The 19,991-nt window shown below is 29.5% G+C and carries 39 protein-coding genes; 4 read left to right on the top strand and 35 right to left on the bottom strand.

Annotation, left to right across the window (positions count from 1 at the left end; genetic code table 11):
* Positions 1 to 6: 6 nt before the first annotated feature.
* The 30 genes from FVE74_RS06755 to FVE74_RS06620 all read right to left on the bottom strand — a co-directional run bounded on the left by FVE74_RS06755 (position 7) and on the right by FVE74_RS06620 (position 15,649).
* Complete coding sequence (locus tag FVE74_RS06755; RefSeq protein WP_147003811.1) at positions 7 to 318, bottom strand: hypothetical protein; 312 nt, start codon at positions 316 to 318, stop codon at positions 7 to 9.
* Entirely contained in the window at positions 318 to 491 is a 174-nt protein-coding gene (locus FVE74_RS11530) for a hypothetical protein (RefSeq protein ID WP_172617451.1), read from the bottom strand. The genes FVE74_RS06755 and FVE74_RS11530 overlap by 1 nt, the downstream gene beginning before the upstream one ends.
* A 9-nt stretch (positions 492 to 500) precedes the next feature.
* Positions 501 to 1,556 (bottom strand): major capsid protein, encoded by a 1,056-nt coding sequence (locus FVE74_RS06750; protein WP_147003810.1) that lies wholly within the window; start codon positions 1,554 to 1,556, stop codon positions 501 to 503.
* Between the two features lie 9 nt (positions 1,557 to 1,565).
* Positions 1,566 to 1,958 (bottom strand): hypothetical protein, encoded by a 393-nt coding sequence (locus FVE74_RS06745; RefSeq protein ID WP_147003809.1) that lies wholly within the window; start codon positions 1,956 to 1,958, stop codon positions 1,566 to 1,568.
* A 9-nt stretch (positions 1,959 to 1,967) separates the two neighbouring features.
* Positions 1,968 to 2,588, bottom strand: a complete 621-nt coding sequence (locus FVE74_RS06740) for a hypothetical protein (RefSeq protein ID WP_147003808.1) — start codon at positions 2,586 to 2,588, stop codon at positions 1,968 to 1,970.
* Positions 2,589 to 2,706: 118 nt separating this feature from the next.
* Positions 2,707 to 3,282, bottom strand: a complete 576-nt coding sequence (locus FVE74_RS06735; RefSeq protein ID WP_147003807.1) for a minor capsid protein — start codon at positions 3,280 to 3,282, stop codon at positions 2,707 to 2,709.
* On the bottom strand, positions 3,275 to 4,507 hold the full coding sequence (locus FVE74_RS06730) for a hypothetical protein (RefSeq protein WP_147003806.1): 1,233 nt from the start codon (positions 4,505 to 4,507) through the stop codon (positions 3,275 to 3,277). Before FVE74_RS06730 ends, FVE74_RS06735 begins: the two co-directional genes overlap by 8 nt.
* Positions 4,508 to 4,519: 12 nt before the next feature.
* A complete protein-coding gene (locus tag FVE74_RS06725; RefSeq protein ID WP_147003805.1) occupies positions 4,520 to 5,722 on the bottom strand; it encodes a PBSX family phage terminase large subunit in 1,203 nt (400 codons plus the stop codon).
* Positions 5,715 to 6,437 carry a hypothetical protein gene (locus FVE74_RS06720; protein WP_147003804.1) on the bottom strand — a complete coding sequence of 241 codons (723 nt, stop codon included), beginning with the start codon at positions 6,435 to 6,437 and terminating at the stop codon, positions 5,715 to 5,717. The genes FVE74_RS06725 and FVE74_RS06720 overlap by 8 nt, the downstream gene beginning before the upstream one ends.
* 2 nt (positions 6,438 to 6,439) lie before the next feature.
* A complete protein-coding gene (locus FVE74_RS06715; RefSeq protein ID WP_147003803.1) occupies positions 6,440 to 7,240 on the bottom strand; it encodes a hypothetical protein in 801 nt (266 codons plus the stop codon).
* Entirely contained in the window at positions 7,224 to 7,757 is a 534-nt protein-coding gene (locus tag FVE74_RS06710; protein ID WP_147003802.1) for a ParB/Srx family N-terminal domain-containing protein, read from the bottom strand. The genes FVE74_RS06715 and FVE74_RS06710 overlap by 17 nt, the downstream gene beginning before the upstream one ends.
* A 117-nt stretch (positions 7,758 to 7,874) precedes the next feature.
* Positions 7,875 to 8,042 (bottom strand): hypothetical protein, encoded by a 168-nt coding sequence (locus FVE74_RS11525; RefSeq protein ID WP_172617450.1) that lies wholly within the window; start codon positions 8,040 to 8,042, stop codon positions 7,875 to 7,877.
* Between the two features lie 44 nt (positions 8,043 to 8,086).
* Positions 8,087 to 8,407 carry a hypothetical protein gene (locus FVE74_RS06705; RefSeq protein ID WP_147003801.1) on the bottom strand — a complete coding sequence of 107 codons (321 nt, stop codon included), beginning with the start codon at positions 8,405 to 8,407 and terminating at the stop codon, positions 8,087 to 8,089.
* Positions 8,408 to 8,446: 39 nt separating this feature from the next.
* Entirely contained in the window at positions 8,447 to 8,689 is a 243-nt protein-coding gene (locus FVE74_RS06700; protein ID WP_147003800.1) for a hypothetical protein, read from the bottom strand.
* A gap of 47 nt (positions 8,690 to 8,736) precedes the next feature.
* Positions 8,737 to 8,958, bottom strand: a complete 222-nt coding sequence (locus FVE74_RS06695) for a hypothetical protein (protein WP_147003799.1) — start codon at positions 8,956 to 8,958, stop codon at positions 8,737 to 8,739.
* The gene (locus FVE74_RS06690) at positions 8,959 to 9,231 is read right to left on the bottom strand and encodes a DUF5052 domain-containing protein (RefSeq protein WP_147003798.1); all 273 of its coding nucleotides are present in this window, start codon (positions 9,229 to 9,231) and stop codon (positions 8,959 to 8,961) included.
* Positions 9,232 to 9,250: 19 nt separating this feature from the next.
* The gene (locus tag FVE74_RS06685; RefSeq protein ID WP_147003797.1) at positions 9,251 to 9,565 is read right to left on the bottom strand and encodes a hypothetical protein; all 315 of its coding nucleotides are present in this window, start codon (positions 9,563 to 9,565) and stop codon (positions 9,251 to 9,253) included.
* A 15-nt stretch (positions 9,566 to 9,580) separates the two neighbouring features.
* Positions 9,581 to 9,961: a hypothetical protein gene (locus FVE74_RS06680; RefSeq protein ID WP_147003796.1), complete on the bottom strand. Its 381-nt coding sequence runs from the start codon at positions 9,959 to 9,961 to the stop codon at positions 9,581 to 9,583.
* Positions 9,962 to 10,152: 191 nt separating this feature from the next.
* Complete coding sequence (locus FVE74_RS06675) at positions 10,153 to 10,371, bottom strand: hypothetical protein (RefSeq protein WP_147003795.1); 219 nt, start codon at positions 10,369 to 10,371, stop codon at positions 10,153 to 10,155.
* Complete coding sequence (locus tag FVE74_RS06670; protein ID WP_147003794.1) at positions 10,371 to 11,147, bottom strand: putative HNHc nuclease; 777 nt, start codon at positions 11,145 to 11,147, stop codon at positions 10,371 to 10,373. The genes FVE74_RS06675 and FVE74_RS06670 overlap by 1 nt, the downstream gene beginning before the upstream one ends.
* The gene (locus FVE74_RS06665; RefSeq protein WP_147003793.1) at positions 11,108 to 11,296 is read right to left on the bottom strand and encodes a hypothetical protein; all 189 of its coding nucleotides are present in this window, start codon (positions 11,294 to 11,296) and stop codon (positions 11,108 to 11,110) included. The genes FVE74_RS06670 and FVE74_RS06665 overlap by 40 nt, the downstream gene beginning before the upstream one ends.
* A gap of 1 nt (position 11,297) precedes the next feature.
* The gene (locus FVE74_RS06660; protein WP_147003792.1) at positions 11,298 to 11,765 is read right to left on the bottom strand and encodes an ORF6C domain-containing protein; all 468 of its coding nucleotides are present in this window, start codon (positions 11,763 to 11,765) and stop codon (positions 11,298 to 11,300) included.
* On the bottom strand, positions 11,711 to 11,911 hold the full coding sequence (locus FVE74_RS06655) for a Rha family transcriptional regulator (protein WP_147003791.1): 201 nt from the start codon (positions 11,909 to 11,911) through the stop codon (positions 11,711 to 11,713). The genes FVE74_RS06660 and FVE74_RS06655 overlap by 55 nt, the downstream gene beginning before the upstream one ends.
* Positions 11,912 to 11,929: 18 nt before the next feature.
* Positions 11,930 to 12,409, bottom strand: coding sequence for a nucleoside triphosphate pyrophosphohydrolase family protein (locus FVE74_RS06650; protein ID WP_197735149.1), 480 nt, complete (start codon positions 12,407 to 12,409; stop codon positions 11,930 to 11,932).
* Positions 12,406 to 12,798, bottom strand: a complete 393-nt coding sequence (locus FVE74_RS06645) for a hypothetical protein (protein WP_147003790.1) — start codon at positions 12,796 to 12,798, stop codon at positions 12,406 to 12,408. The genes FVE74_RS06650 and FVE74_RS06645 overlap by 4 nt, the downstream gene beginning before the upstream one ends.
* Positions 12,788 to 13,039, bottom strand: coding sequence for a hypothetical protein (locus FVE74_RS06640; RefSeq protein WP_147003789.1), 252 nt, complete (start codon positions 13,037 to 13,039; stop codon positions 12,788 to 12,790). Before FVE74_RS06640 ends, FVE74_RS06645 begins: the two co-directional genes overlap by 11 nt.
* 464 nt (positions 13,040 to 13,503) lie before the next feature.
* Positions 13,504 to 13,797: a hypothetical protein gene (locus FVE74_RS06635; RefSeq protein WP_147003788.1), complete on the bottom strand. Its 294-nt coding sequence runs from the start codon at positions 13,795 to 13,797 to the stop codon at positions 13,504 to 13,506.
* Between the two features lie 8 nt (positions 13,798 to 13,805).
* Positions 13,806 to 14,570 (bottom strand): ATP-binding protein, encoded by a 765-nt coding sequence (locus tag FVE74_RS06630; RefSeq protein WP_232053894.1) that lies wholly within the window; start codon positions 14,568 to 14,570, stop codon positions 13,806 to 13,808.
* A complete protein-coding gene (locus FVE74_RS06625) occupies positions 14,458 to 15,303 on the bottom strand; it encodes a conserved phage C-terminal domain-containing protein (protein ID WP_197735148.1) in 846 nt (281 codons plus the stop codon). Before FVE74_RS06625 ends, FVE74_RS06630 begins: the two co-directional genes overlap by 113 nt.
* Positions 15,304 to 15,427: 124 nt before the next feature.
* Complete coding sequence (locus FVE74_RS06620) at positions 15,428 to 15,649, bottom strand: hypothetical protein (protein ID WP_147003787.1); 222 nt, start codon at positions 15,647 to 15,649, stop codon at positions 15,428 to 15,430.
* 161 nt (positions 15,650 to 15,810) lie between these two features.
* On the opposite strand from FVE74_RS06620, the gene FVE74_RS06615 reads away from it, so the two are divergent.
* Complete coding sequence (locus tag FVE74_RS06615; protein WP_147003786.1) at positions 15,811 to 16,383, top strand: hypothetical protein; 573 nt, start codon at positions 15,811 to 15,813, stop codon at positions 16,381 to 16,383.
* 468 nt (positions 16,384 to 16,851) lie between these two features.
* On the opposite strand, the gene FVE74_RS11520 is transcribed toward FVE74_RS06615, so the two are convergent.
* The 5 genes from FVE74_RS11520 to FVE74_RS06595 form a co-directional block, all read right to left on the bottom strand.
* Positions 16,852 to 17,007, bottom strand: coding sequence for a hypothetical protein (locus FVE74_RS11520; protein WP_172617448.1), 156 nt, complete (start codon positions 17,005 to 17,007; stop codon positions 16,852 to 16,854).
* Between the two features lie 197 nt (positions 17,008 to 17,204).
* Positions 17,205 to 17,792 (bottom strand): hypothetical protein, encoded by a 588-nt coding sequence (locus FVE74_RS06610; protein WP_147003785.1) that lies wholly within the window; start codon positions 17,790 to 17,792, stop codon positions 17,205 to 17,207.
* A gap of 27 nt (positions 17,793 to 17,819) precedes the next feature.
* Positions 17,820 to 18,005: an excalibur calcium-binding domain-containing protein gene (locus tag FVE74_RS06605; RefSeq protein WP_147003784.1), complete on the bottom strand. Its 186-nt coding sequence runs from the start codon at positions 18,003 to 18,005 to the stop codon at positions 17,820 to 17,822.
* A 53-nt stretch (positions 18,006 to 18,058) separates the two neighbouring features.
* A complete protein-coding gene (locus FVE74_RS06600) occupies positions 18,059 to 18,481 on the bottom strand; it encodes an ImmA/IrrE family metallo-endopeptidase (protein ID WP_147003783.1) in 423 nt (140 codons plus the stop codon).
* Between the two features lie 9 nt (positions 18,482 to 18,490).
* Positions 18,491 to 18,910 (bottom strand): hypothetical protein, encoded by a 420-nt coding sequence (locus FVE74_RS06595; protein ID WP_147003782.1) that lies wholly within the window; start codon positions 18,908 to 18,910, stop codon positions 18,491 to 18,493.
* 205 nt (positions 18,911 to 19,115) lie between these two features.
* Between FVE74_RS06595 and FVE74_RS06590 the strand changes: the two genes are divergently transcribed.
* The 3 genes from FVE74_RS06590 to FVE74_RS11515 all read left to right on the top strand — a co-directional run bounded on the left by FVE74_RS06590 (position 19,116) and on the right by FVE74_RS11515 (position 19,976).
* Positions 19,116 to 19,463: a hypothetical protein gene (locus FVE74_RS06590; RefSeq protein WP_147003781.1), complete on the top strand. Its 348-nt coding sequence runs from the start codon at positions 19,116 to 19,118 to the stop codon at positions 19,461 to 19,463.
* Entirely contained in the window at positions 19,463 to 19,666 is a 204-nt protein-coding gene (locus FVE74_RS06585; RefSeq protein WP_147003780.1) for a hypothetical protein, read from the top strand. Before FVE74_RS06590 ends, FVE74_RS06585 begins: the two co-directional genes overlap by 1 nt.
* Before the next feature lie 163 nt (positions 19,667 to 19,829).
* Complete coding sequence (locus FVE74_RS11515) at positions 19,830 to 19,976, top strand: hypothetical protein (protein WP_172617447.1); 147 nt, start codon at positions 19,830 to 19,832, stop codon at positions 19,974 to 19,976.
* The last annotated feature ends 15 nt before the right edge of the window (positions 19,977 to 19,991 follow it).

Here is a 19,991-nt window from a genome sequence, read left to right as displayed (position 1 = left end):
ACTCCTTTAAAATATTGATATAGTTACACTTTCATTTTCTTCAACATCAAGAGTTTTTAATAATTGCTGATACATCCTAAGATAAGGATTATTTCCATTTGCTTCTTCGACAACAATATTTGAAATTTGGACTTTCGTAAAATCAAAATCATTTAACGAAGTTAATAAATAACCAAACAAAAATATTTTGAGCAGCTTTTCTCTCTCTGTACTGTGCTTTTCTTCAGCAACTTCATAAAATTGCTCAACCACTTGTAAATCAAAATCAGAAGTTTCAGGAATATATTTTTTCAGTTCCTCCAAAGTTTCATCCGTCATTACTCATCAACTCTTTCGCCGACAAGTTTATTTTTTGACAAAATTTCAAATTCTGCCTCAGTTAATTCCAACTTATCACCAATTTCATATCTAACATCGTTGTATCTCAAAGGTGTTAAAGCTACTGCTTCAACAATAGCTTTTACCTCTTCCTTTTTATTCTCTTTCGCCATTTAATTCACCTACCCTACTGTTGCTATAAACATGCCATCCATAATAGATGGATTTGGAGCTACCAAGTCCTCAATGACTACATTCACATTATTTACAACTCCAGCTGATTTTGATTCTGCTACAACCTCAACAGTCGAAAATGTTCCAGCAATATCAACCACGTCTCTATCTCCTAACATTCCAAGTAATTCATCGGTTTTTGTCGGAGTAGGCCCATATTCCATTACTCCTAATTGACCATTTGGAATTAATGTTACTACATTATCAGGAAATACATTTTTTGTTGTTTTACCAACTTTTATTTTTTCATTCCAAACTAATATAGTCATTCCAATCACTTCTTCAATTGTTGCTTTAACTAACGCTGGAGTAACTGTAACAGTTGTATTTTTAAATAATTCCTTTACTGTATCGTGTTTTTTCAACATATTAAAAGTAGCTTTTGACATCAAAGCAATTTCAACTGTTCCGCCGTCTTCTTCAGCAATTTCTTTCCATCTCTCTAAATCTTCAAGCGGTTTAGCAGTTGCTGCACTCCAAATATTAGTCCCAGCTAATGTTTCTTTATATTTATCAGCTAACTTATAATTAATCGTTTGACCGCCACCATTTTCATTTGGAAATATAACTTTTGCTGTTGATAAAAATTGAGCTGCTGCATAAGATGCGATTGCTCGAGGACTTGCCAAAAATCCTTTTGCTCCTGCAAACTTATCAAAAATTTGTTTTGAATAATTATCAATTACCGTTTGATTCCCGGTGTTTAAAATTTCCAGCAACTCTTTTCTACGCTTTTCATCTAATGTCATGGCTTCTCTGAAAAATTGTTTATCCCCTTTAGTTGCTGTTTTCAAATCCCAATCTCTAAACATTACATCTGCATCTAGCTGACTGCTTTGCAATACTTCAACTGTTCCACCGTCTAAACTCACAAAAACATTTATATCAAAATTATTTGAGAACCCAGCTGGAAACATTGCTTCTACTAAAGTAGTGCCCTTCACTCCTGCATAATACTTATTTAAACTTTTCGCATTTAATAAATCCGTTAAACTTATTGCCATTTCAACCTCCTATTTTCTATCCTTATAAATATAAGTCACACCTTCTGGTAATTCCGCTTTTGTTATTGTGACTGGTGCAGTGTATTCTTTCCCTACCTCGATTAATTTATCCAAATAAGCCACACCTTCGATTGCAACTGTCGCTTGTTCATTGTCGTTGTAGTATTTAAATTCAACATCATGAACTAACACACCATCGGCTCTAGTACCAGTTCCACTCGGTATTACAAAGGCCCCTGTTTCTCTTAAATCTTCGCCATTTTTTGCTTTAATCAAAGCTCCAGCTAACAAATATTCTTTGTTTGTATTTTTATCTTTGTAAATATAGTTAGCAAAATCAGATTTTAATATTTTAATTTGCACATTTAACTTTTCCTTGTGCATAACTGTTCTTTTTAACATCCCAACCTCCTAAAATTTTGTAAGATCTGTTTCGTTATTTTTGTTTTTTTCAATCATTCTATCAACAAAATCTTTTTCATCTCTTTTCTTATCTTTCGAATTAAAACCTCCGTTTGTTATAGAGTTTTTTTTCAAAAATTCTGTTGTAAACTCTTTTTCTTTCGCTGCTACATCTTTAACAGCTGTTTCTAATCTCTCAAGTGTCATATCTGGTGTAATTTGTACTAAATCAGCAAACTGCGGACTAATTTTTAATTGCGCAACTAACTCACTTTTTTTAGTTAACAACGCTGTTAAATTCAACTGTTTTTTAGCTTCAGCGAGTTCTTGTTCTAATTTTTCTTTTTCCATTTTTGCTAATTCCTCAGCGCTTTTCCCATTTTTTTGATAATCTTCAATTTGCTTATTTGCATGACCTAATTGTGATTTCAAAGAATTGATTTCTTTATTAGTATCATTTGTTATCTTTTCAATTTGGGCCTTTAAGTTTTCTATTGTTTCATTAGCTTCACTATTTGATTGTGTCCCATTATTTTCACCAGTATTACTTGCTCCTGCACCACCTGTTGTTTCCGTTGTAGTGTCATAATTTAATTTCATTCTTTCTAATAAATCTTGTCCTAAAAACATTTTTCACTCCTTTAGATTATTTGTTCTAACTCATAAATGATTTAGAATATTGATACTCTATAAAATTTTTGAGATTCGACATCAAATAACTCATAAATGATTTATAATACTTCAACTCTCAAGAATTTTGATTTATGTCATTAATTTCTTCCTGCGAATTAGGAAAATAAACAGTAGCCCAACATCTGCAACCCGGCTCTTCTCCAGGGACTATTTCGGCATTATCCCAGTTATAAATTTTTCCATCTCTTGCTTCGTGCGTGGGTCTAACTCTTTCATCTCCCATTGTATTCCATTCGAAATATTCACTTTCTCCAGCAATTATTTCTTTTAAAAAATCTTTATAGTAATTTCCAAGCATGTTTCTTGCTCTGAATTTTGCATTATTTTTTAATATATCCTTTAAATTTGATTTTTGTTTATTATTTTCAACATAATTGTTTAAATTATTCTGCCATTCTTTAATTTCTTTTATTTGTTTTTTTGCTAATTCTAAATGCTTTTCAACATCAATATTCTTTTTGCTTTTATACTCTTTTTCAAAATTCACACTATAATTAATAAATGTCTTCAGCAAATTTGAGTAATTAACATTTATTTTTTTATCATTAAAAATCGAAAAAGCTATCTTTTTTAAAAAAATAAATAATCTTTTTTCGACTCTATGATTCCATTCAAAATTTATCTTAATCATACAAACCACTCAAATCTTGTAAAGTATCGTCCGTTATTTTATTTATTAAATTTTTAAGTTTATACTCCTCATCAATATCTTTTGCTTTGTTTATTATATCAAGAGCTAATGATAAAGTTGTTAATTTAGCGCTCTTTTCATTTTCCAAAAAAGTATCAAAATATGTGTAACTTGTTTCAGTTAATTCCTCAGAACTTCCTGATAATTCCAACGCTATTTTGTCTAATTCCAGCAAACTTTTTATAAAATCTTCTCTGAAGCTTGCGACTTTAGTCTTAAGCCCGTTATTTTTTAACAAATAAGTTTCTTCGCTGACATTTTGTGTCGCTGTATCTACCAAAAGATACTCCGGAAACAAATTAGATAATCTCTTTTCTAACCTCGCTATATCGTTTTGCATTTCACTAATAAGTGGATTTGTCAACTCGATATATTTAAAATTAGCTTGTAAGTCTTTCGTGTTATAAGTGTTTATGATTCTCTTTCTCTTATATCTTGCTTCTTCTAAAAGCTGCGCATTTTTCTTAATTTTAGAATTACTTGTATTTACATCTGCAAATTGCTTAATGTTATCTGCATGCAGTAACGGATCACCATGTATCCCAAAGATTTTTCCAATATAACATTCTGTTTCATTGATTTTATCTATAATGTTCAAGGCTTCAATAATATTACTGTCATTCTTAAATCTTGAAACAGGTATTTTTTCTAAAATAAAAGGCGTTTCAATAACATCCCCTTCTATTTTTTCAACTCTTTTAACAGTTCCATTATCGAGTTTTATATACTCTCTTGAATACTCTCTACTCTGCTCTTCTCCATTTTCATCATAATAGACTTGCTCGCCTTCGACCTTAAACCTTTTTATCTCCCCAAACACTTCCACATATTCGATGTCATCTACACTATGCAAAAGATACCTAATCTGCTCATCAGGTGTTAATATAACCTCGACGAATACTTCTTCATTTAAGTACATCTCTTTAGCTATCTTTTTACTAAATGTTGTCATTTGATTAATTTCCCAAATTTTTTTCAATTTATCATTGTCTATGTTCAAATCTTTTAAAGCTGTGTTCGAAAGGGCCTTAACAATATCTCTAATCGGATTAAAAATTTCAACCGTTCCTTCAAACAATCCCGGCATATTCTTACTCAAATTAGATTTGCTATATTGTTCTCTGTCGTAATAAGTTTTTACTCTTGTTCTCTCTTCTTTATTCATTAGCCCTCCTTTCTAATATAAATAAGCAATTCCACCTTCATCTTTTTTCAAGCTATACAAAACATATCTTATCGCATCCATTACATCGTCATTTTCTTTAAGCGGTTCATCATTTTTACCCCAAACATACGAGTATATCTCACTCTCAAACTTTCCTTTGAATGCTTTCTTTGTAATTTTTAGCTTATTCCTTTTATACATAGCCCCAACCAAATCAATACCTTCTTTTACATCTTTTTTAGCGTTTTCTGCGTTTATCCCAAAATCTAAAAGTCCTTGTACATACTCAGCTCTAGCACTATCACAAAATACTCTTGAGGCCCTATATTCTTTATATTTCTGTAAAATTAGCATTTTCCAATAATCAAAATATTTATGTTGTTTTGCTATTACTTCGACAATATAATAACTTTCCTCAAAATCCACTCCGATAACTATCAAAGTTCCGTAATGTTCGAATCCCCAGTCGACTCCAATGTAATATTCCTTTATCTCAACATTATCTATACTTTCAATTACATTTTCTTTTTCTGAAAAATCTGCAAATACAACTCCTTCTTGAGCTACCCATAATCCTAAAATATCTCTGTCATAAGTTGCTCCTCGTGGAGTTGTCTTTTTAATAGAATCCACATATTCCTTATTAAGAAAAACATTATCGTCTAGCTTAAAATTACTAACTAGAATATTCAATCTGCCGTTTTCCAATCTATCTCCAGCATTGTCGATATAATCTTTTTTAACAAAGTGAGCTGGATTATCTGGATTTGTATCAATAAATATCTTAGCTCCTTCCCCAGATGTTCTTGAAAATGCTTCAGTTATAAAAGTTTGATGTAATGCTGTTGCCTCATTTATATAAGTGCCGTGAGAAGTCATCCCTCTCATTTTCTTCCAGCTATCCGCCTTTTCTCCGCCAAATAAATAAACATTGTTTCCGAATAGCTTAAAACTTCCATCTTTTTTTGGCTTAAATTGCTTTCCTAACATAACTTCCCAATCGTTTAGAACATTCCGCCAAATACTTCCACTTGTTGCTCCAATTACAATAAAATTAAGATTTTGATTAGCCAATGTTGCTATGTGTGATAACATAAGAAAATTATTTAAAAATGTTTTTCCACTTCTTTTTGCTCCTGTCAAAATTGTGATTCTTGGCTGTTCTTTATTAAATACTTCTAACACTTCATACTGTTTTGGTGTTAAATCATTCATTTTTTTCAACCTTCTTTGTTATATTTTTTAACAATTCAATCATTTCATTTTCTTTTTCAATTTCCTTTTCGTCATCTTTTTTAATTTTAGATTTTTCAATTTCTAATTTCTCTTGTTGCAACGCTTCTTCTGCAAGTTGCTTGTCGACTTCTAATAATTCATACGCAGTCAACATTTTACCAGTCCTCATTAAATCGTTTCCCATTTTTTTAATAGTTACGTAAGCCTTGTCAATTATTTGGAGTCTTTTGGCATCTAGCGTTTCATCTTTTGAGATTTCCTTAGCCATCCTTATTACTAAGTTACGTTTTGAAATTTCCACATTCTTTAGTACATCCCCTAAATCAGAATAAACTTTTAAAAGAATATCATCCAACTGCTCTTCTGTTTTTTCTAACCTAAGTTGTCTTATATTTTTTTCTTTTCTGTAATAAGTTGCGTTTGAAATCTCATTTTTTCTCATAACTTCCTCTTTTGGAATACCATTTAAAATATCTTTTTTTACTTGAATGTCACGTTCGTTTGAACGTTCGCTGTTCGTTCGCTTTTTATTCCGAACATTCGCCGCCTTATTCTTCTTTAAATATTCACTCTTCCAGCGCCTCACAGTCCCCCCGGGGACACCATATTTGTCAGCCAGTTTCTTTAAAGTTCCTTTTGCAGCATTTTCTCCTCCAAGTTCTTCCCATTCGTTCAGTAATAATTTTTTAGTCATGTTTATTCCCTCAATTGTGGAAAATTATCATATATTAACTCAACGATTTCTTTTTTGCTTACATTCGGAGTTGATACTGCAACTTTAGCCCTATTCTTCAAATACTTTTCCAAAACTGGTTTTAAATTAACCTTTTTCTTCAAGATTATTTTTATTTCTTTCGCTCGTACTCTTTTATCTGTGCTTTTTAGCAATCTTATTGTTCCAAATGCTATGAATCTGAAATCAGACTTTATATTTAACCAATACAATTCCTGCTGTTTTGTAGTACTCTTAGTTTTAGAAAATGTTAAAATTTCAGCATCTTTGATATTCTTTTCTTTTAATTTGCCTTTTCTCTTGCGATAAATATTGAAACAGCATTTTAACTTAACTCCGCTGTATTTGACCGCTGGCAACATATACGACTTATATAATTCAATATTTTCAAATTTATCTTTCTTATACATATCACCTGGAAGCACAAATGCCACATAGTCAGAATGTTCCATACTTTTCTTTATAAACTCTGTATGCAAATTTCCACTACTTCCAAAAGGCGGATTTCCAATTACAAGGCTGTTTTTCATATATGGAACATTCTGTTTAAGATAATCGCCTTTTATGATATTTTCACCTTGTGGCTCTATATCGTATCCAACCGCAATTTTAGGAAGTCTTTTAAGAAACGCTCCGGCACCTGCACTTGGCTCAATAATTCTTGAAAACTTATTGATTGGCATCACATCTTTTTCAAGAACTTCAATCACTTTTCTTACAACTGGATCAGGAGTATAATATTTGTCATTATGTATCTTCGCCATCCATTACCTCCTTAAATTCGCTCTTTTCAGCAATATGATTACAGCAGGGACAAATTAATTTAGTACGTTTGACTTCTGTGTTATCTGTATCTTCATCTTCAATTTCTAGCTCTTCCATTTCCTCTTGCAAAATCTCATCAAGTTCAGACTGTTCAAAACCAAGCACACTTAAATCAAAATCATTTACCTCCAGCTTATTCAACTCGTACTGCAATTTTTCAATATCGAACTCTGTATTCATAGTTAATTTATTGTGAGCAATAGCATAAGCTGTTTTCTGCTCCTCTGTTAAATGATTTAATCTGATTACTTCAACTTCTGTATATCCAAGTTCTTTTAATGCCAAATATCTTCCGTGTCCTTCGATAATAATATTTTTTTCATCAATCGCAATCGGATCATTGAATCCGAATTTTTGAATACTGTTTTTAATCTGTTCAATTTGCCATTCAGGATGTTCTTTAGCATTTCCTGAATACTCAATTATTTCATTGATATTTATTTTCTCAATCTTCATCTTGCCCCCTTTCTTTGATTTTTAGACAAAAAAAGAGCCATTAAATAAATAGACTCATTTTAAAATCTATCTATCTAATGGCTCATATATCTATAGTCTTGCCTATTCAATTGTAATTTAACGATATAAACTTCTCACTATATATCTTTTTTTATTAAGTTTACCTTTGTTGAAAACAATTCGTATTTCACATTCTTTCTTTGTTTTTTTTAAAGCCAAAATATCGTCAAGTAAATATTTAACTTCAACATCATCTTCAATTAAGGTTTCATATTTTTTATCCATTTTACCTCCTTATTATACCTTATTTTATCAATATTTTCAAGTATTTATAAGTAATATTCTAAAAAATCTAAATATTGTTTCAACACTCTTTTTAGTTCTATTTCGTAATCCTCATGTTTACAATCTAAAAAAATATTTTCGTATTCTCCTCTTGCGTTTAAAACTTTTAAAATATTTGATACTTTCTTTATTTCAACATCTCTTAACTGCTCCTTTACTTCTATTCTTTCCCTTATTTCCTCTTCTCTTTGTATCTTTTGATTTATTTCTCTTAATTCAAATTTTAAACTTTCTCTTTTATTTTTTAATTTTAAAAATTCCCATTCATTCATTTTTTTAAAAATAAACTCTTGCATTTTCAACATCCTTTTCTCTATAAATTTCCATTTTCTTCGTTCTACACTTTAATCGCTATGTTTCCAAACTACTATCTTAATTTGACCAGGACCGAATATTCTTTCAATTTCTGCTAAAGTTGTACTTAAACGATTTCTTTTTTTATATAAATCATTTAATTCAGAATTAATTATTACCACCGAGTTTGGATATTTTATTTCAAAATCTCTTTCTATTTCTTCTATTTCACTATTAACTCGGTTCAAATTTTTTCTTAAAATAAACACTTCATCTGCTATTAAATTATTCATTCTTTATCCTCCTTAAATACCTTTTTATTATAATTAATTATACCTCTTTATACTCTAATCGAAAAAAAACTTATAATCCAAATCAATCCATAAATCACGAATAAATTTATTATTGTAGCAACTAAAAATATTATTACATTGCTTATATTGAATCTGAATCTCTTTGCCTTGTTTTTATATACAATAACTAATCCATAGATGTATCTTACCAGCGCTAATACAGCCGTTAATGTAATTAGTCCACTTATCATTCTCATTATTATTTCCATTTATTCCTCCTCTGTTATCACGATTGCATTGTCAATTGTAACTCTACGATTGTTTTCGTTTATTAAATTTAACGATATTCTTCCACTCTTATTTGAATCTCTTACCCTTATCATTCCTTTATATTCTTTTAAGACTTTCCCATCAAGAGTATAAACCCTTACAATTCTTTTTAATCCACTTGTATCGCTTTTCCAATCTTTTCGACTGTCTTCCCATCTTGCACAACTTCCTAACGATCCTAAAATTACAATTCCTAATAATAATTTCTTCATTTTAATTTCCTTTCTTTTTTTATTCATACCAAACTCTTGTTTCTGTGACTTGTTCAGATTTTCTTTGAACTCTTTTAATATCAAAATATCCATCTACAACCCATTCACTTTTAGCGTGATAAAACCAAAAATAACCTTTTTCTGAATTTCCTACCACATAGTATTCTTTTTTAACATTTCTATAATTTATTGTTCCACTATGCCAATCTCCAACACTTTCTTCCTTTTTTATGATAGGAAGTTTTTCAAGAAGTGTTTTGTATTCAACTTGCAACAACGGATAACCGTTGTCTATTTTCAAAATTATTCCGTCTAATATTGTTTTTTCTGCCATTTATTCCTCCTAACTTTATAAGTTCTCACCATAATCGTTTATTTTATCATATTGCTCTTTTGCCTTTTTAAGTTCTGCTTCATACTCAGATATTTTATTCTCTAGTTCTTTAAGCTCACCTTTATTTTTGCTTTCTAAGTATTCTTTTAATTTTGTAAATTTTTTATCAAATTGAGAACTTATTTCTTCTATTGATAAATCCCAACTTTGATAATCTTTCATATCACTTAAACGTATATCAAACTGTATTTTCTTTTCATAATTTAACTCAAACGATATAATGAAATAATCTATGTAATTTGTGTGTTCTTTTATTTCAAATTTTCTTACTCTTTCATCTTTCAATATTTCAGTTAATTCTTTTATCTTTATTCCATATAATTCAATAAGTTTCATTTTATTTCCTCATTTCTTTTTATACTTGTCTTTATTTAATATCTTCTCAAAAGTTGCTCTTTTATCATTTTACTCCAAAGATTTCCAAAGAAACCACGTTTTTCCCAGTTTTTTAAATTAAACTGCATTCTATCCTTATTTTTCATACTTTCTCCTTTTTTTATTTTTCTTCCTAACCTTTTTCTACTGAACTACGCTAACACTATTACTTTTATTCCTACTGCTGCTAAAAATATTAAAGTACCTGAAATTAAAAGTGTAATATATAGTGAAAGCAAGTAACTTGTTTTGTTTTTTGCCTCCTTGTATTCATAAATAGCACTATTAAAGCAAGCTGTCATAAACAATATCGAAAATGCCATAATAGAAACTGAAAAGATCACTCCTGTTATTTTATATAATATTTCCATTATTTTTCCTCCTTAATAATCCCTCTATAATACCCATCTTTAAGCCTCTTTCTAAATAACTTAAAGTGATTGGGATAAACTTCTAAAAGCTCATAAACCAATCTTTCGTTCAAGTAAACAGGCTCTAGATGGTATTTCTCCAAAAATTCCTGCTTAGGAATGTTATGTATCTCCGTATGGTGATGTCTACATAAGCTCAAAAATCTTGTTTCTAATCCTGTATCGAACTCATAGCCACCAATTTCATTTACATTATCGTAATGCTCCAAGTCGACTGTATTGTATTCATTATGAGGTCTTCCGCATACACAGCATATTCTTTTTCTCAAACAACTTATAACGTATCTCTGTATATCTGGCACTATTTCCCTTATGTGCCTTGCTCTTTTATCCTTTGAATCTAATATATACAAATTTACATCTTGCTCTATTGCAAACTCAATTATAAACTGTATAAAGTTTGTCGCCTGTTCCAAAGTCAAGGCATTCTTTTTCATCGGTGACAGGCTGAAGTTACTTATTTCGTATACTGTTCCGAACAGGGCTTTGAAATAGTTTTTTGTATAATCCAAACCCCAGCCTTTTGAATTTGCGAACTGGTCAAATAGGACATAGCAAAGTTTCATCTGGTCATCTGTTATAGTGTTCTGTGGTATTATCTCTATATCATATCCTTTCAGTTCTTCCTGCCACTCTTTTATCCTCTTTGCTGGCTTGTTAGTTGGATAAAAAAGCCTTATTTTCTTATTTTCTCTGTCGATTTCTGTGTAAGCCATTTATTTTTAGCCTTCCTTTTTTTAATAAATTTAATACCCTTAAATAAATTGGCATTAAGTTTTGCAAATTCAATATCACGGTTGTTCATTTCTGTATTGCATAATATCTTTTCTTTTATTCTTTTAAATGTTTTCTCTTTTTCATCCATCTCAATTCCTCAATTCTGCTTTTTCTATCCAGTTCTGAACATACAGTAAGGCATTTTTCAAATCTTTTCTCTTCACATCACGGTAACTCGCAACTCCAAATCTGTCTTTCAAATCTCTGTATATTGCTGAAAACATTAATTTTCTTTCTGCATCTACTACGTCAAGTCTTTGAAATACTCTTATAGATACTGCTTTTTGTAACTTTCTTTGTTCTGTATGATCTATTCTTATCTCGTTATCAACTTTGTTTTCCACGATGTCAATTCTATGCTTAACGCTCTTCATTTCATTTGCCTGCAATATGATCATATCTTCTACTGTCATTGGTTTTTGAAGCTGTTCGATTTTTTCGATAAGCTTAAACCTTGTTTCAGCATTATATCTTGCTCCAAGCTGCAAGACACCTTTGTAATTTAATAAAAAGGCAGGCTGTTTTCTGTTAAAATTATCCGTATATTCAGTCGGCACAAAATGAGCCGACCTCTTTCTTCTCCCAATTTATCTATTTCATCCCTGATATCTCTTAAAATACTTTTGTGATCTTTTCCTGTTATTTCCGCCACTTCTAAACTTGTCAATGTATTTTTAGCTTCTATGTTTATTAATTCGTTCATTAATATTCCTCCTATTTTTTATTCAATAAATTGTTTCAAATTAGGTCTAAAATAATTTTTACCTTTTATTATCTTTCCATCTTCCCTGAAAACAGCTTCTCCATTTTCAAGTTTTGACATATTGCTTCTGTGGACTTCCTCGAATGCTTCCAAAATTAGTTCATCGTTAAACCAAGTTCTTTGTTTGTAATAATCAATTACAAAAAACTGGTTGCCGTATGCCCCTAGTTCAAGTGTTGTGCCTATCGCTATATAATACATATCACAAATAGCATCTAATTTCTCTACATCTGTCTCAGCTTCTAAAAATTCCTTTAGTTCTTCATCAAACAATCTATTTCTTAATTTCATCCGCTCAATGCTTGTTGCTCTATATACTTCCTTGTTCAGATATTTCTCTTGTCCAAAAGCCACATAGAACTCCTTGACAAGTTTTTTCATTTTCTCCAAATATCTTATATCCATTTTTTTTAAATCTAATATTTCTGCATTTATCATTTTTTTATTTCCTCCACTTCTATTTCAACTCTCGGATTTTTCTTATCCATTCCACCAACTCGGTCAATTGATTCTTTAAAATATTTTACATTGTCATTTTTAACAATCCCAAGTTCCTGCAAGGCATCGTTAAAAAATTTATCAATAACAGATGTTACGTTTTTTAAATCAGAATTATCATTTTTATAAAAATATTTATACCTTACTTGATAGCTTCCTTTTATTTTTTCTTTGTTGCTGAGTAGCTTCAATCTGATTAATTCGTGATACGCTTTCTTGACTTCATTAATTTGAAATCCGTTTGCTCTTTGATACCAGTTCATACCGATAAGTGTCTGCTGTTTTTTATTTACGTTCCAGTAAACTGGTAATTCCAACCTAATCACCATAAATCACCTCATGTACCTTCAGAATTTTTAAAGGCTCTTCAATTTTCCAGGGGCATTTAATATCAGCAATTAAAGTTGTCCCCTTGCTGAACTTGTAATACCCCTCCTGCACATCGTTCCAGAATCTGTCATCTGCAATCTCTGTGTTTCCATATAAGTCCTCGTTGTGATACAATTTCCACCCTTTGCGGTCATTAAAATCTATCACTATTACTTTTGCTTTTACATTTTCTTTTAGCATTTTTTATTTCCTCCTTATTTTATTTCATCTTGACTTTCATCATTTTCTCCACCATTCTATATATTCTCCCTTTGTGATATAATATTAGCGACAATAATTTTATACAGAAAGGGGTGTTTTTCATAGACAATATTGATATAAAGATTTTAAAATTTATTAATAAATATGAAGTTGTTCCACGACATAAAATTTTCAAGAAATTTCCAGAATATAAATTTGATACATCTTTTCGATTGGAAAATCTCGAAAAATTTGATAGTATTCAAATTAATGATATTTCAATTTTTGGTGTCCCATATATTTGTAGATTATATAAAAAACACAAAAATTCTTTTGGTAAAATCTCCTATGTCGAAACAGAATTCTATTTTTTATCAAATTTATCAAAAAAAATTTTAAAAAAATCTCGTTTCAGCATTTTTAATAACAAACTTAAAGATTTTATTTTTGATTTAATAAAAATATTAAAGAATAAGTAATTTTCTTACTAACAATATAGTGATTGTTGTAATAATAGCAATCACTATTGATAAAAAAATTAAAAATAAAATTTCTTTATAAATCAAAGATCTTTGTTCAACACTTTTTTCTGCTTTTATTTCTTGCAATTCCAATGTTTCTAAAATAAAAACCAATTCTTCTTTTTTCATATTTTTTTCTTCAAATATTTTTTTTAGTTTTTCTGTCTGTTCAAAAAAATCTTCTGGAAGACCTTTAAAACATATTACTTTACCTTCCAATTGATTTATTTTATCCATTATTCCTCCTAATATAATTCCTCAAAGTCTTTTTTGTATAAATCTTTTCTTCGGCTTTCCCAGCTAAAAATATATGTTTTACATTTACTGCGGATTCTGTCTAATAATTTATCGCTGCCGTTTATGTTAAAAAAACTTGATAATTGCTTAGCATCTAAATTTGTGTTTATTATTAGAGGCTTATTGTTCTCATAAATGAAATTCAGGATCATAAACATTTTTTCTTTTCCCCAGTCGCTTAAAAATTCATTTCCCAGGTCATCAAAAATTATCAATTCCGCTTTGGATAATCTGCTGAATAAAAAATCATCATTCTCATTTTCAAAACTTTTATAGCTTTTTCTGATTTCTTCTAGCAAATCAGATAAAGTTGTCTTGTAAACAAGATATTTTTGATTCAAAACATTCATTATGCAAGTTGTATAATAAGTTTTGCCAGTTCCAGGATTACCGCTCATTAATATCCCAAGCCCTTTTTGTTTGATTATTTCAAAGTTTTTGCAATACTTCTCAAATGACTTTTTAAATTCCATTTCCTTGGTTGATTTGACTTCTGCATTTTCAAATCTCTTATGCCAATCCTGTTCCATTAATTTTGATAAGCCCATATATTTTTCAATTTCTTTCTCTTTAAAAATACTAGCTGATACACTTGGAGCACTAATTCCAGTCATCGAATCCCTTTGAGTAGTCTGGCTTATAATCATTGTGCTTGTCAAACCCTTTTTTCTCAGCATTTCCTGTATAGCTTCTCTTATTCCTTGTGTTTCCATTGTTATTTCCTCCTGTTTTTTGTTTTAAATAACTCTCAAACTTGTTTCCAAAAAGCGTTTCTGGACGCAAATATTTCTCCATATCTGTGCCTAGCCATTCTTTGCACTTCTTGTCTATAACGGTTTTAAAGTCTTCCAGCTCATATTTTTCTCTTAGCCTTGCTTTTATTAGTTTTTGTGTTTTAGGTGATGTTGAACTATATTTTTCTTTTCCTGTACGTTCTGTTTTTCTGTTCAAATAATCTATCACCGAACTATATATATTATTTAATATATTAGTATTATTATAATTATATATAGTATTATTATTTGTCGGATTTTTTTCCGAGTTTTTTGACTCTTTTTCGGATTTTTTTCCGAGATTATTCGGATTTTTTTCCGAGTTTTCTTCAAAAGACGGATTTTTTTCCGAATTATTTTCTTTAAATTCATTCCAAGTTTTACCTTTTGCAGTAATTCTTATTAAATCCTTTTTACCTTGTTTAATATATTCAATAAGTCCTTTTTCTTGTAGTGCTTTCAAATTTCTGTAAACAGTATCAGACTTTTCAAAAAACATTGGCAGTTCATCTAATATCAAATTTCTTGATACAAAATAATATGTTTTATTCTCAATAATTTCTTCTTTTGCCCAAGCAGGTGCCTCGTAAAGCAAAGAAAATAAAATTCCTTGAGTAGCTTTTATTTGCCACTCCATACATTTCGCATTGTTTAAATATGTTGAAAATCTCATCTTTTCCCTCTCCCTATATATTGTGTTTTTAAACATACTATGTTATAATAAACACAATATATAGTATCTTTTATTTTCTAGCACTCTTCGGAGTGCTTTTTTTGTTAATTAAATTTTCCCAGTCTCAATCTTTTTCTGATCCCCTTATTATGAAATATCCCTGACTGTTAAAGTATATTTCGTTTACTGTCGTTCTTTTTGTCCTGGAATCAAATAATAATATACTTGCTCCTGTTACTTTTCCGTGCCTCTTGCTAACCCTCTTAATCTTTTCCCTATTCCCTGTTTCTTCTAAGATATACAAATTTTCATATCTCAGACATTTCTCTAAAAATTCTTTAAACATTTATCCTCCTTGAAATTTATAATTTACTATGATATACTTTCTGTGTTAGCAATATCTTAAATTGAGTGCTAACATCCTAAAAGAAAGGGGGTACTTTTTATGCCTTTACCTGAAAGCCTTCAAAATTGCTGAATAATCCTAATATCCAAAAAATGCAATTAATGATGAATTACCCAAGCGTCCAAAGAATGCAGCAAATATTTGACAACTATCCAAAAATAAACGAGTTCAGGGAAAAAGTTTATTATAGTAATTTGAATATTCAAATGCCGATTCAAATAATGGATTCCCAATTGCAAATTATAAAAAATTATTCTGAAGTTTATTCAAAAACGTATAATTGGAACAATATTATAAGTTCAGCTATCGGTGCTTACAATTCTACTCAAGAAGAGGAATTTGAAGTTGTTATCGAAAATTTTCCAGTTATTTTTTTGAAACCTCGATTAAATGAATATATCAGGATATTTCAAAACTTGGAAATTCCTGAAAATATTTCTGTTTATTTAGGATTTGCAAGTTATATTTTTCTTTGGCTTGCACCATATGCGACATTTGTTCCTGCTTTAGAGCCTGTTTTATTAGAAGTTCTCAAATGGATTGTTGAAGTTTTAAAATCTTTTGGTGTTATCGTTTTGGAATATAAAACTCCAAAGAAATTTGCTGAGCTTACTTTTTCTATTGGAACTCCTGCTTTTATTTCTTTTATTTTTAGAAAGCTTTCTAAAAAGTAACGTACAAAATTGATTTAATCAATAAATACAACATTGCAAAAGGTAGTGAATACATCACTATCTTTTTAATTTTTTCCTGAAAAAAATGATAAATTATCATAGAAATTATCAATGCTATTATATCTTTCATTTCTCTCCTTTCTTAACTCTTATTTTCATCTCAATACGCTAAATCTCCTTCACTTCTTAGATTTATAAATTTATATTAAGAATTTTAAAATAAAATACGTTATAATTCCTAAAACGATTAATATACTCGCCATCACTATTTTGTAAATATTTACAAAGAAAAACCTCTTAAATCTTACAGGTATATGAAACAGCAGTATATTAATCCAAAATTCAGCCACTATGGATATAATCTTTATCCATAGTTTTTTATTTTCATCTCACACCTCCTCCCTCGATTCCTGAATTTTTTCTTGCATTAACGCAATGAAATTTTCAAAAAAAATTAAAAGTCATCTATTATTTTTCAACTTTTTTAATTATTTCAGAATTATTATTTTTTATTGCCAGCCTTAATCCCCAGTTAGAATACCCAATTTTATCCATTATATCTTTCCAGTAAATTTTTTTTTCTATCATTTTCATTCTGATTTGTGTATATTTATCAATTTTCATTTTTCACCACCTCTGTATTATGATACCACAATTCTTGCGTTAATGCAAGAATTTTTTGAATAAAAAGAGTTATTCCAATTTTGAAATAACTCTATAAAAATCAATTTTACTGACACTATTTGCTTGGAACTAATTTAATAGTGACACCTGAAACTGTTAATTGGACATCATCATTAAAATAGGCATTTTAAATTCTTTTACATAGAATCCGTCCCCGCTCGTACCAAAACTTCGTTGATACCACCCTCAAACATATTATCTGATGAAATATTCCCATTTCCTTTTACTGCGATAACATCGTAAATTCCACGTTCAATATCCTTTCCAACAACATAGTTACCACTACTGAAAGTATATTCTTTTTTGGCTGGATTTTCTTTGGGTTTTAAATTTTTGGTTTGTGCAGCCTTACTTGAAAGTTTTATAACTGCAGTGCCATTTACTGTAATAGAAATATCTTTTTTATCTAATTTTAAATTTTTAAATTCTTTAACACTTACACCATCATCTTGTGTTCCCATCACCTGATTGATTCCCCCATCATACATGTTACTACTTGAAACATTTCCAGTACCCTTAATAGCAGTTATATCGTAAATCCCAGCAGGAATATCTACTCCTACAACATAATGTCCTGCAGATAATTCAACTTCATAGGCTTCTGTTTGAGTGTTTTCTTTTTCTACTTTTTTATTTGCTTTAGTTTCTTTGAGTTCTACCCCTTTTCCATCTCCGCATGATGCGATTAAAACACCTAAACACAAAATCAACAGCATTTTTTTCATAAATTTCCTCCATTTATATTTTATAAATTATTTACTTTCACAAGCGATCCCATCTCTATCCCTGTCTAAATGTCTTGCATATCCAGGCTCACCCTTTTTGATATTTTTATAGCCTTTTGATCTAGCTTCCTTACAATTTTTAAAATATAATGTTTCCGTAAATGCATTAGTACTGATAAATGCTAATGTCAAAATTACAAATAATTTTTTCATTTTGATTCCTCCATCTTTTTATATTCCGAAACCAAAATTAACCCCAAATTTTATTATTTTATATATCTTTTCATTTCTTCCAACACTTGCAATCCTAAATCACAATTTCTAGCAACTTCATAACTAACTTCTTCTTGATATTTCATTAATTCTGCTGCAAATTCATTTGCTTCGTTTTCCAACTCTGGATTATAATTAAAAAAATTAATTTTCATAAGAAGTTTATTTTTTGAACTGTGATAAATCGCATGTCCTAATTCGTGGCACAGCACAACTAACTTTGAATATTCGTCCAGTTTTTCATTTATAACAATGTATTTTCTTTTTAATATTCGCCTAAAGAAGCCTTTTATACCTTCGTAATAAAAGTATCTTATTTCAATGTTTAATTTTTCACACAATATATACGGATTACTAGTATTATATTTCTCTACCAAATTTTTTACTCTGAGTTTCATATTTCTACGTTTTCTCATATAAAACCTCTATTTTCTTTTGTTTTTCATTTTAGCGTCAAAAAAAAGTTCTTGCAAACTATCATGCAATCTTTTCTTATCTTCATCACTTATGCTATTATCGTTAAAAAAGTAGGCTGCCCCTTTTTCAATTTCACTATACTGATCACGTTCTCTTTTATTTAATTTAGCAAATCTTATATCTTCGTTTTCATTTAGCAATCCTGCCAATTTATACATTTCAATTACATCAAGCCCTAATATCTCTGAAATCCCTTTCAATACTTCTGCCTTTATGCTTTCTGTTATACCGTTTTCATAACGTGATAATGAAGATTCGGCATATTTTATCCCTCTTTTTTTCAGTAATTCAGATATTTTATCCCTAGCTATATTTTTTTGCAACCTAGTTTCTTTTATAATCTTTCTCAATTTTTCCTTGTCTTCCATATCTGTTACTCCTAATCTGAATTTTATAGTATATTATACCTTAAAAAATTGCATAGTTGCAACTTTTTTTAAAAAAATATCTTGCATTATTGCAAGTTATGTGGTATAATAGTTTTGTAGATGGAAAAAAGCCAATAAACATCTATATTTTTTTAAAAATTATCTTGCATTATTGCAAGAAAAAATATAGCAGGAGATGATAAAAATGAGTTTTAGCGAAGGATTAAAATATGAAGAAGGAGCAAGAAAAAAAATAATAAGAGAATGGGCAGAAGAAAATTGCTTTGGTTATCCACAGCAAGGCATAGCAAAAATGGAATACTATGAAAGCGGTTTTAAAGAACTGAAAAAGAGAATTCCTGATGTAACAGAAGATGAAATAAAAGGTTTTGAATACGACGGAATATATGATGAATACGAATTAAGCCCATCAGAGTACGGAAACGAAGATTTGATAAAGATTATGAAAAAATCCGATATGATTCACAATGTATCGAATATAAAATGTGTAATTGTAGGAAGAAAACGAAAATTTAGTTTAGGAGAAATGTAATGGACAAGATGTGTGAACTTGCAAAAACTATAAGTGATTTAAAGCTCACAAAGTGTGAGATAAGGAAAGGGCTAAGCGGATTTGAGGTTTTAACAATTTCTAAAAGATGCAAGTTAACGGTAAATGAAACTTGTGAACTTATAGAACGTCTTTTAGAGAACAATACAAATATAAAATTTTTAAAAAACGAGGTTACAAAATGAAATACACTTTATACAAAGACGACAAGTTTATTATGCAGAGAAAACATTTTTATCCCATAAAAATGTATCTTATAAAATCTTTGTGAATAAAAAATATTTATATATCATATACTGATTTAATGGATATGGCTAAGAAAAATAATTACAAAATGGAGGTAGAGAGATGAAATTTGGAGCATTGAAAATAGTAAACGAAAACAGTCAAAAAGCAAGAGAAGAAATTGAAGCAAAGAAATTTAAAAACAGAATCAAAAAGCTATTTAACAAAAAACAGCCAAAGCGACTAATTTTAAATCCAGACTGGAAATAAATTGATGTTTTATCA

Source organism: Leptotrichia wadei (assembly GCF_007990445.1).
Taxonomy (GTDB): Bacteria; Fusobacteriota; Fusobacteriia; order Fusobacteriales; family Leptotrichiaceae; genus Leptotrichia; species Leptotrichia wadei_A.
Note: the sequence above shows the minus strand (reverse complement) of the source record. Positions and strands in the feature narration are given on the sequence as shown.

Excerpts from the sequence above, each read along its gene's own strand:
- FVE74_RS06755 (WP_147003811.1), bottom strand. The coding sequence starts at position 318 with ATGACGGATGAAACTTTGGAGGAACTGAAAAAATATATTCCTGAAACT.
- FVE74_RS11530 (WP_172617451.1), bottom strand. The coding sequence starts at position 491 with ATGGCGAAAGAGAATAAAAAGGAAGAGGTAAAAGCTATTGTTGAAGCA.
- FVE74_RS06750 (WP_147003810.1), bottom strand. The coding sequence starts at position 1,556 with ATGGCAATAAGTTTAACGGATTTATTAAATGCGAAAAGTTTAAATAAG.
- FVE74_RS06745 (WP_147003809.1), bottom strand. The coding sequence starts at position 1,958 with ATGTTAAAAAGAACAGTTATGCACAAGGAAAAGTTAAATGTGCAAATT.
- FVE74_RS06740 (WP_147003808.1), bottom strand. The coding sequence starts at position 2,588 with ATGTTTTTAGGACAAGATTTATTAGAAAGAATGAAATTAAATTATGAC.
- FVE74_RS06735 (WP_147003807.1), bottom strand. The coding sequence starts at position 3,282 with ATGATTAAGATAAATTTTGAATGGAATCATAGAGTCGAAAAAAGATTA.
- FVE74_RS06730 (WP_147003806.1), bottom strand. The coding sequence starts at position 4,507 with ATGAATAAAGAAGAGAGAACAAGAGTAAAAACTTATTACGACAGAGAA.
- FVE74_RS06725 (WP_147003805.1), bottom strand. The coding sequence starts at position 5,722 with ATGAATGATTTAACACCAAAACAGTATGAAGTGTTAGAAGTATTTAAT.
- FVE74_RS06720 (WP_147003804.1), bottom strand. The coding sequence starts at position 6,437 with ATGACTAAAAAATTATTACTGAACGAATGGGAAGAACTTGGAGGAGAA.
- FVE74_RS06715 (WP_147003803.1), bottom strand. The coding sequence starts at position 7,240 with ATGGCGAAGATACATAATGACAAATATTATACTCCTGATCCAGTTGTA.
- FVE74_RS06710 (WP_147003802.1), bottom strand. The coding sequence starts at position 7,757 with ATGAAGATTGAGAAAATAAATATCAATGAAATAATTGAGTATTCAGGA.
- FVE74_RS11525 (WP_172617450.1), bottom strand. The coding sequence starts at position 8,042 with ATGGATAAAAAATATGAAACCTTAATTGAAGATGATGTTGAAGTTAAA.
- FVE74_RS06705 (WP_147003801.1), bottom strand. The coding sequence starts at position 8,407 with ATGTTGAAAATGCAAGAGTTTATTTTTAAAAAAATGAATGAATGGGAA.
- FVE74_RS06700 (WP_147003800.1), bottom strand. The coding sequence starts at position 8,689 with ATGAATAATTTAATAGCAGATGAAGTGTTTATTTTAAGAAAAAATTTG.
- FVE74_RS06695 (WP_147003799.1), bottom strand. The coding sequence starts at position 8,958 with ATGGAAATAATAATGAGAATGATAAGTGGACTAATTACATTAACGGCT.
- FVE74_RS06690 (WP_147003798.1), bottom strand. The coding sequence starts at position 9,231 with ATGAAGAAATTATTATTAGGAATTGTAATTTTAGGATCGTTAGGAAGT.
- FVE74_RS06685 (WP_147003797.1), bottom strand. The coding sequence starts at position 9,565 with ATGGCAGAAAAAACAATATTAGACGGAATAATTTTGAAAATAGACAAC.
- FVE74_RS06680 (WP_147003796.1), bottom strand. The coding sequence starts at position 9,961 with ATGAAACTTATTGAATTATATGGAATAAAGATAAAAGAATTAACTGAA.
- FVE74_RS06675 (WP_147003795.1), bottom strand. The coding sequence starts at position 10,371 with ATGGAAATATTATATAAAATAACAGGAGTGATCTTTTCAGTTTCTATT.
- FVE74_RS06670 (WP_147003794.1), bottom strand. The coding sequence starts at position 11,147 with ATGGCTTACACAGAAATCGACAGAGAAAATAAGAAAATAAGGCTTTTT.
- FVE74_RS06665 (WP_147003793.1), bottom strand. The coding sequence starts at position 11,296 with ATGGATGAAAAAGAGAAAACATTTAAAAGAATAAAAGAAAAGATATTA.
- FVE74_RS06655 (WP_147003791.1), bottom strand. The coding sequence starts at position 11,911 with ATGAACGAATTAATAAACATAGAAGCTAAAAATACATTGACAAGTTTA.
- FVE74_RS06650 (WP_197735149.1), bottom strand. The coding sequence starts at position 12,409 with ATGATAAATGCAGAAATATTAGATTTAAAAAAAATGGATATAAGATAT.
- FVE74_RS06645 (WP_147003790.1), bottom strand. The coding sequence starts at position 12,798 with ATGGTGATTAGGTTGGAATTACCAGTTTACTGGAACGTAAATAAAAAA.
- FVE74_RS06640 (WP_147003789.1), bottom strand. The coding sequence starts at position 13,039 with ATGCTAAAAGAAAATGTAAAAGCAAAAGTAATAGTGATAGATTTTAAT.
- FVE74_RS06635 (WP_147003788.1), bottom strand. The coding sequence starts at position 13,797 with ATGGATAAAATAAATCAATTGGAAGGTAAAGTAATATGTTTTAAAGGT.
- FVE74_RS06630 (WP_232053894.1), bottom strand. The coding sequence starts at position 14,570 with ATGGAAACACAAGGAATAAGAGAAGCTATACAGGAAATGCTGAGAAAA.
- FVE74_RS06625 (WP_197735148.1), bottom strand. The coding sequence starts at position 15,303 with ATGAGATTTTCAACATATTTAAACAATGCGAAATGTATGGAGTGGCAA.
- FVE74_RS06620 (WP_147003787.1), bottom strand. The coding sequence starts at position 15,649 with ATGTTTAAAGAATTTTTAGAGAAATGTCTGAGATATGAAAATTTGTAT.
- FVE74_RS06615 (WP_147003786.1), top strand. The coding sequence starts at position 15,811 with ATGATGAATTACCCAAGCGTCCAAAGAATGCAGCAAATATTTGACAAC.
- FVE74_RS11520 (WP_172617448.1), bottom strand. The coding sequence starts at position 17,007 with ATGAAAATTGATAAATATACACAAATCAGAATGAAAATGATAGAAAAA.
- FVE74_RS06610 (WP_147003785.1), bottom strand. The coding sequence starts at position 17,792 with ATGAAAAAAATGCTGTTGATTTTGTGTTTAGGTGTTTTAATCGCATCA.
- FVE74_RS06605 (WP_147003784.1), bottom strand. The coding sequence starts at position 18,005 with ATGAAAAAATTATTTGTAATTTTGACATTAGCATTTATCAGTACTAAT.
- FVE74_RS06600 (WP_147003783.1), bottom strand. The coding sequence starts at position 18,481 with ATGAGAAAACGTAGAAATATGAAACTCAGAGTAAAAAATTTGGTAGAG.
- FVE74_RS06595 (WP_147003782.1), bottom strand. The coding sequence starts at position 18,910 with ATGGAAGACAAGGAAAAATTGAGAAAGATTATAAAAGAAACTAGGTTG.
- FVE74_RS06590 (WP_147003781.1), top strand. The coding sequence starts at position 19,116 with ATGAGTTTTAGCGAAGGATTAAAATATGAAGAAGGAGCAAGAAAAAAA.
- FVE74_RS06585 (WP_147003780.1), top strand. The coding sequence starts at position 19,463 with ATGGACAAGATGTGTGAACTTGCAAAAACTATAAGTGATTTAAAGCTC.
- FVE74_RS11515 (WP_172617447.1), top strand. The coding sequence starts at position 19,830 with ATGAAATTTGGAGCATTGAAAATAGTAAACGAAAACAGTCAAAAAGCA.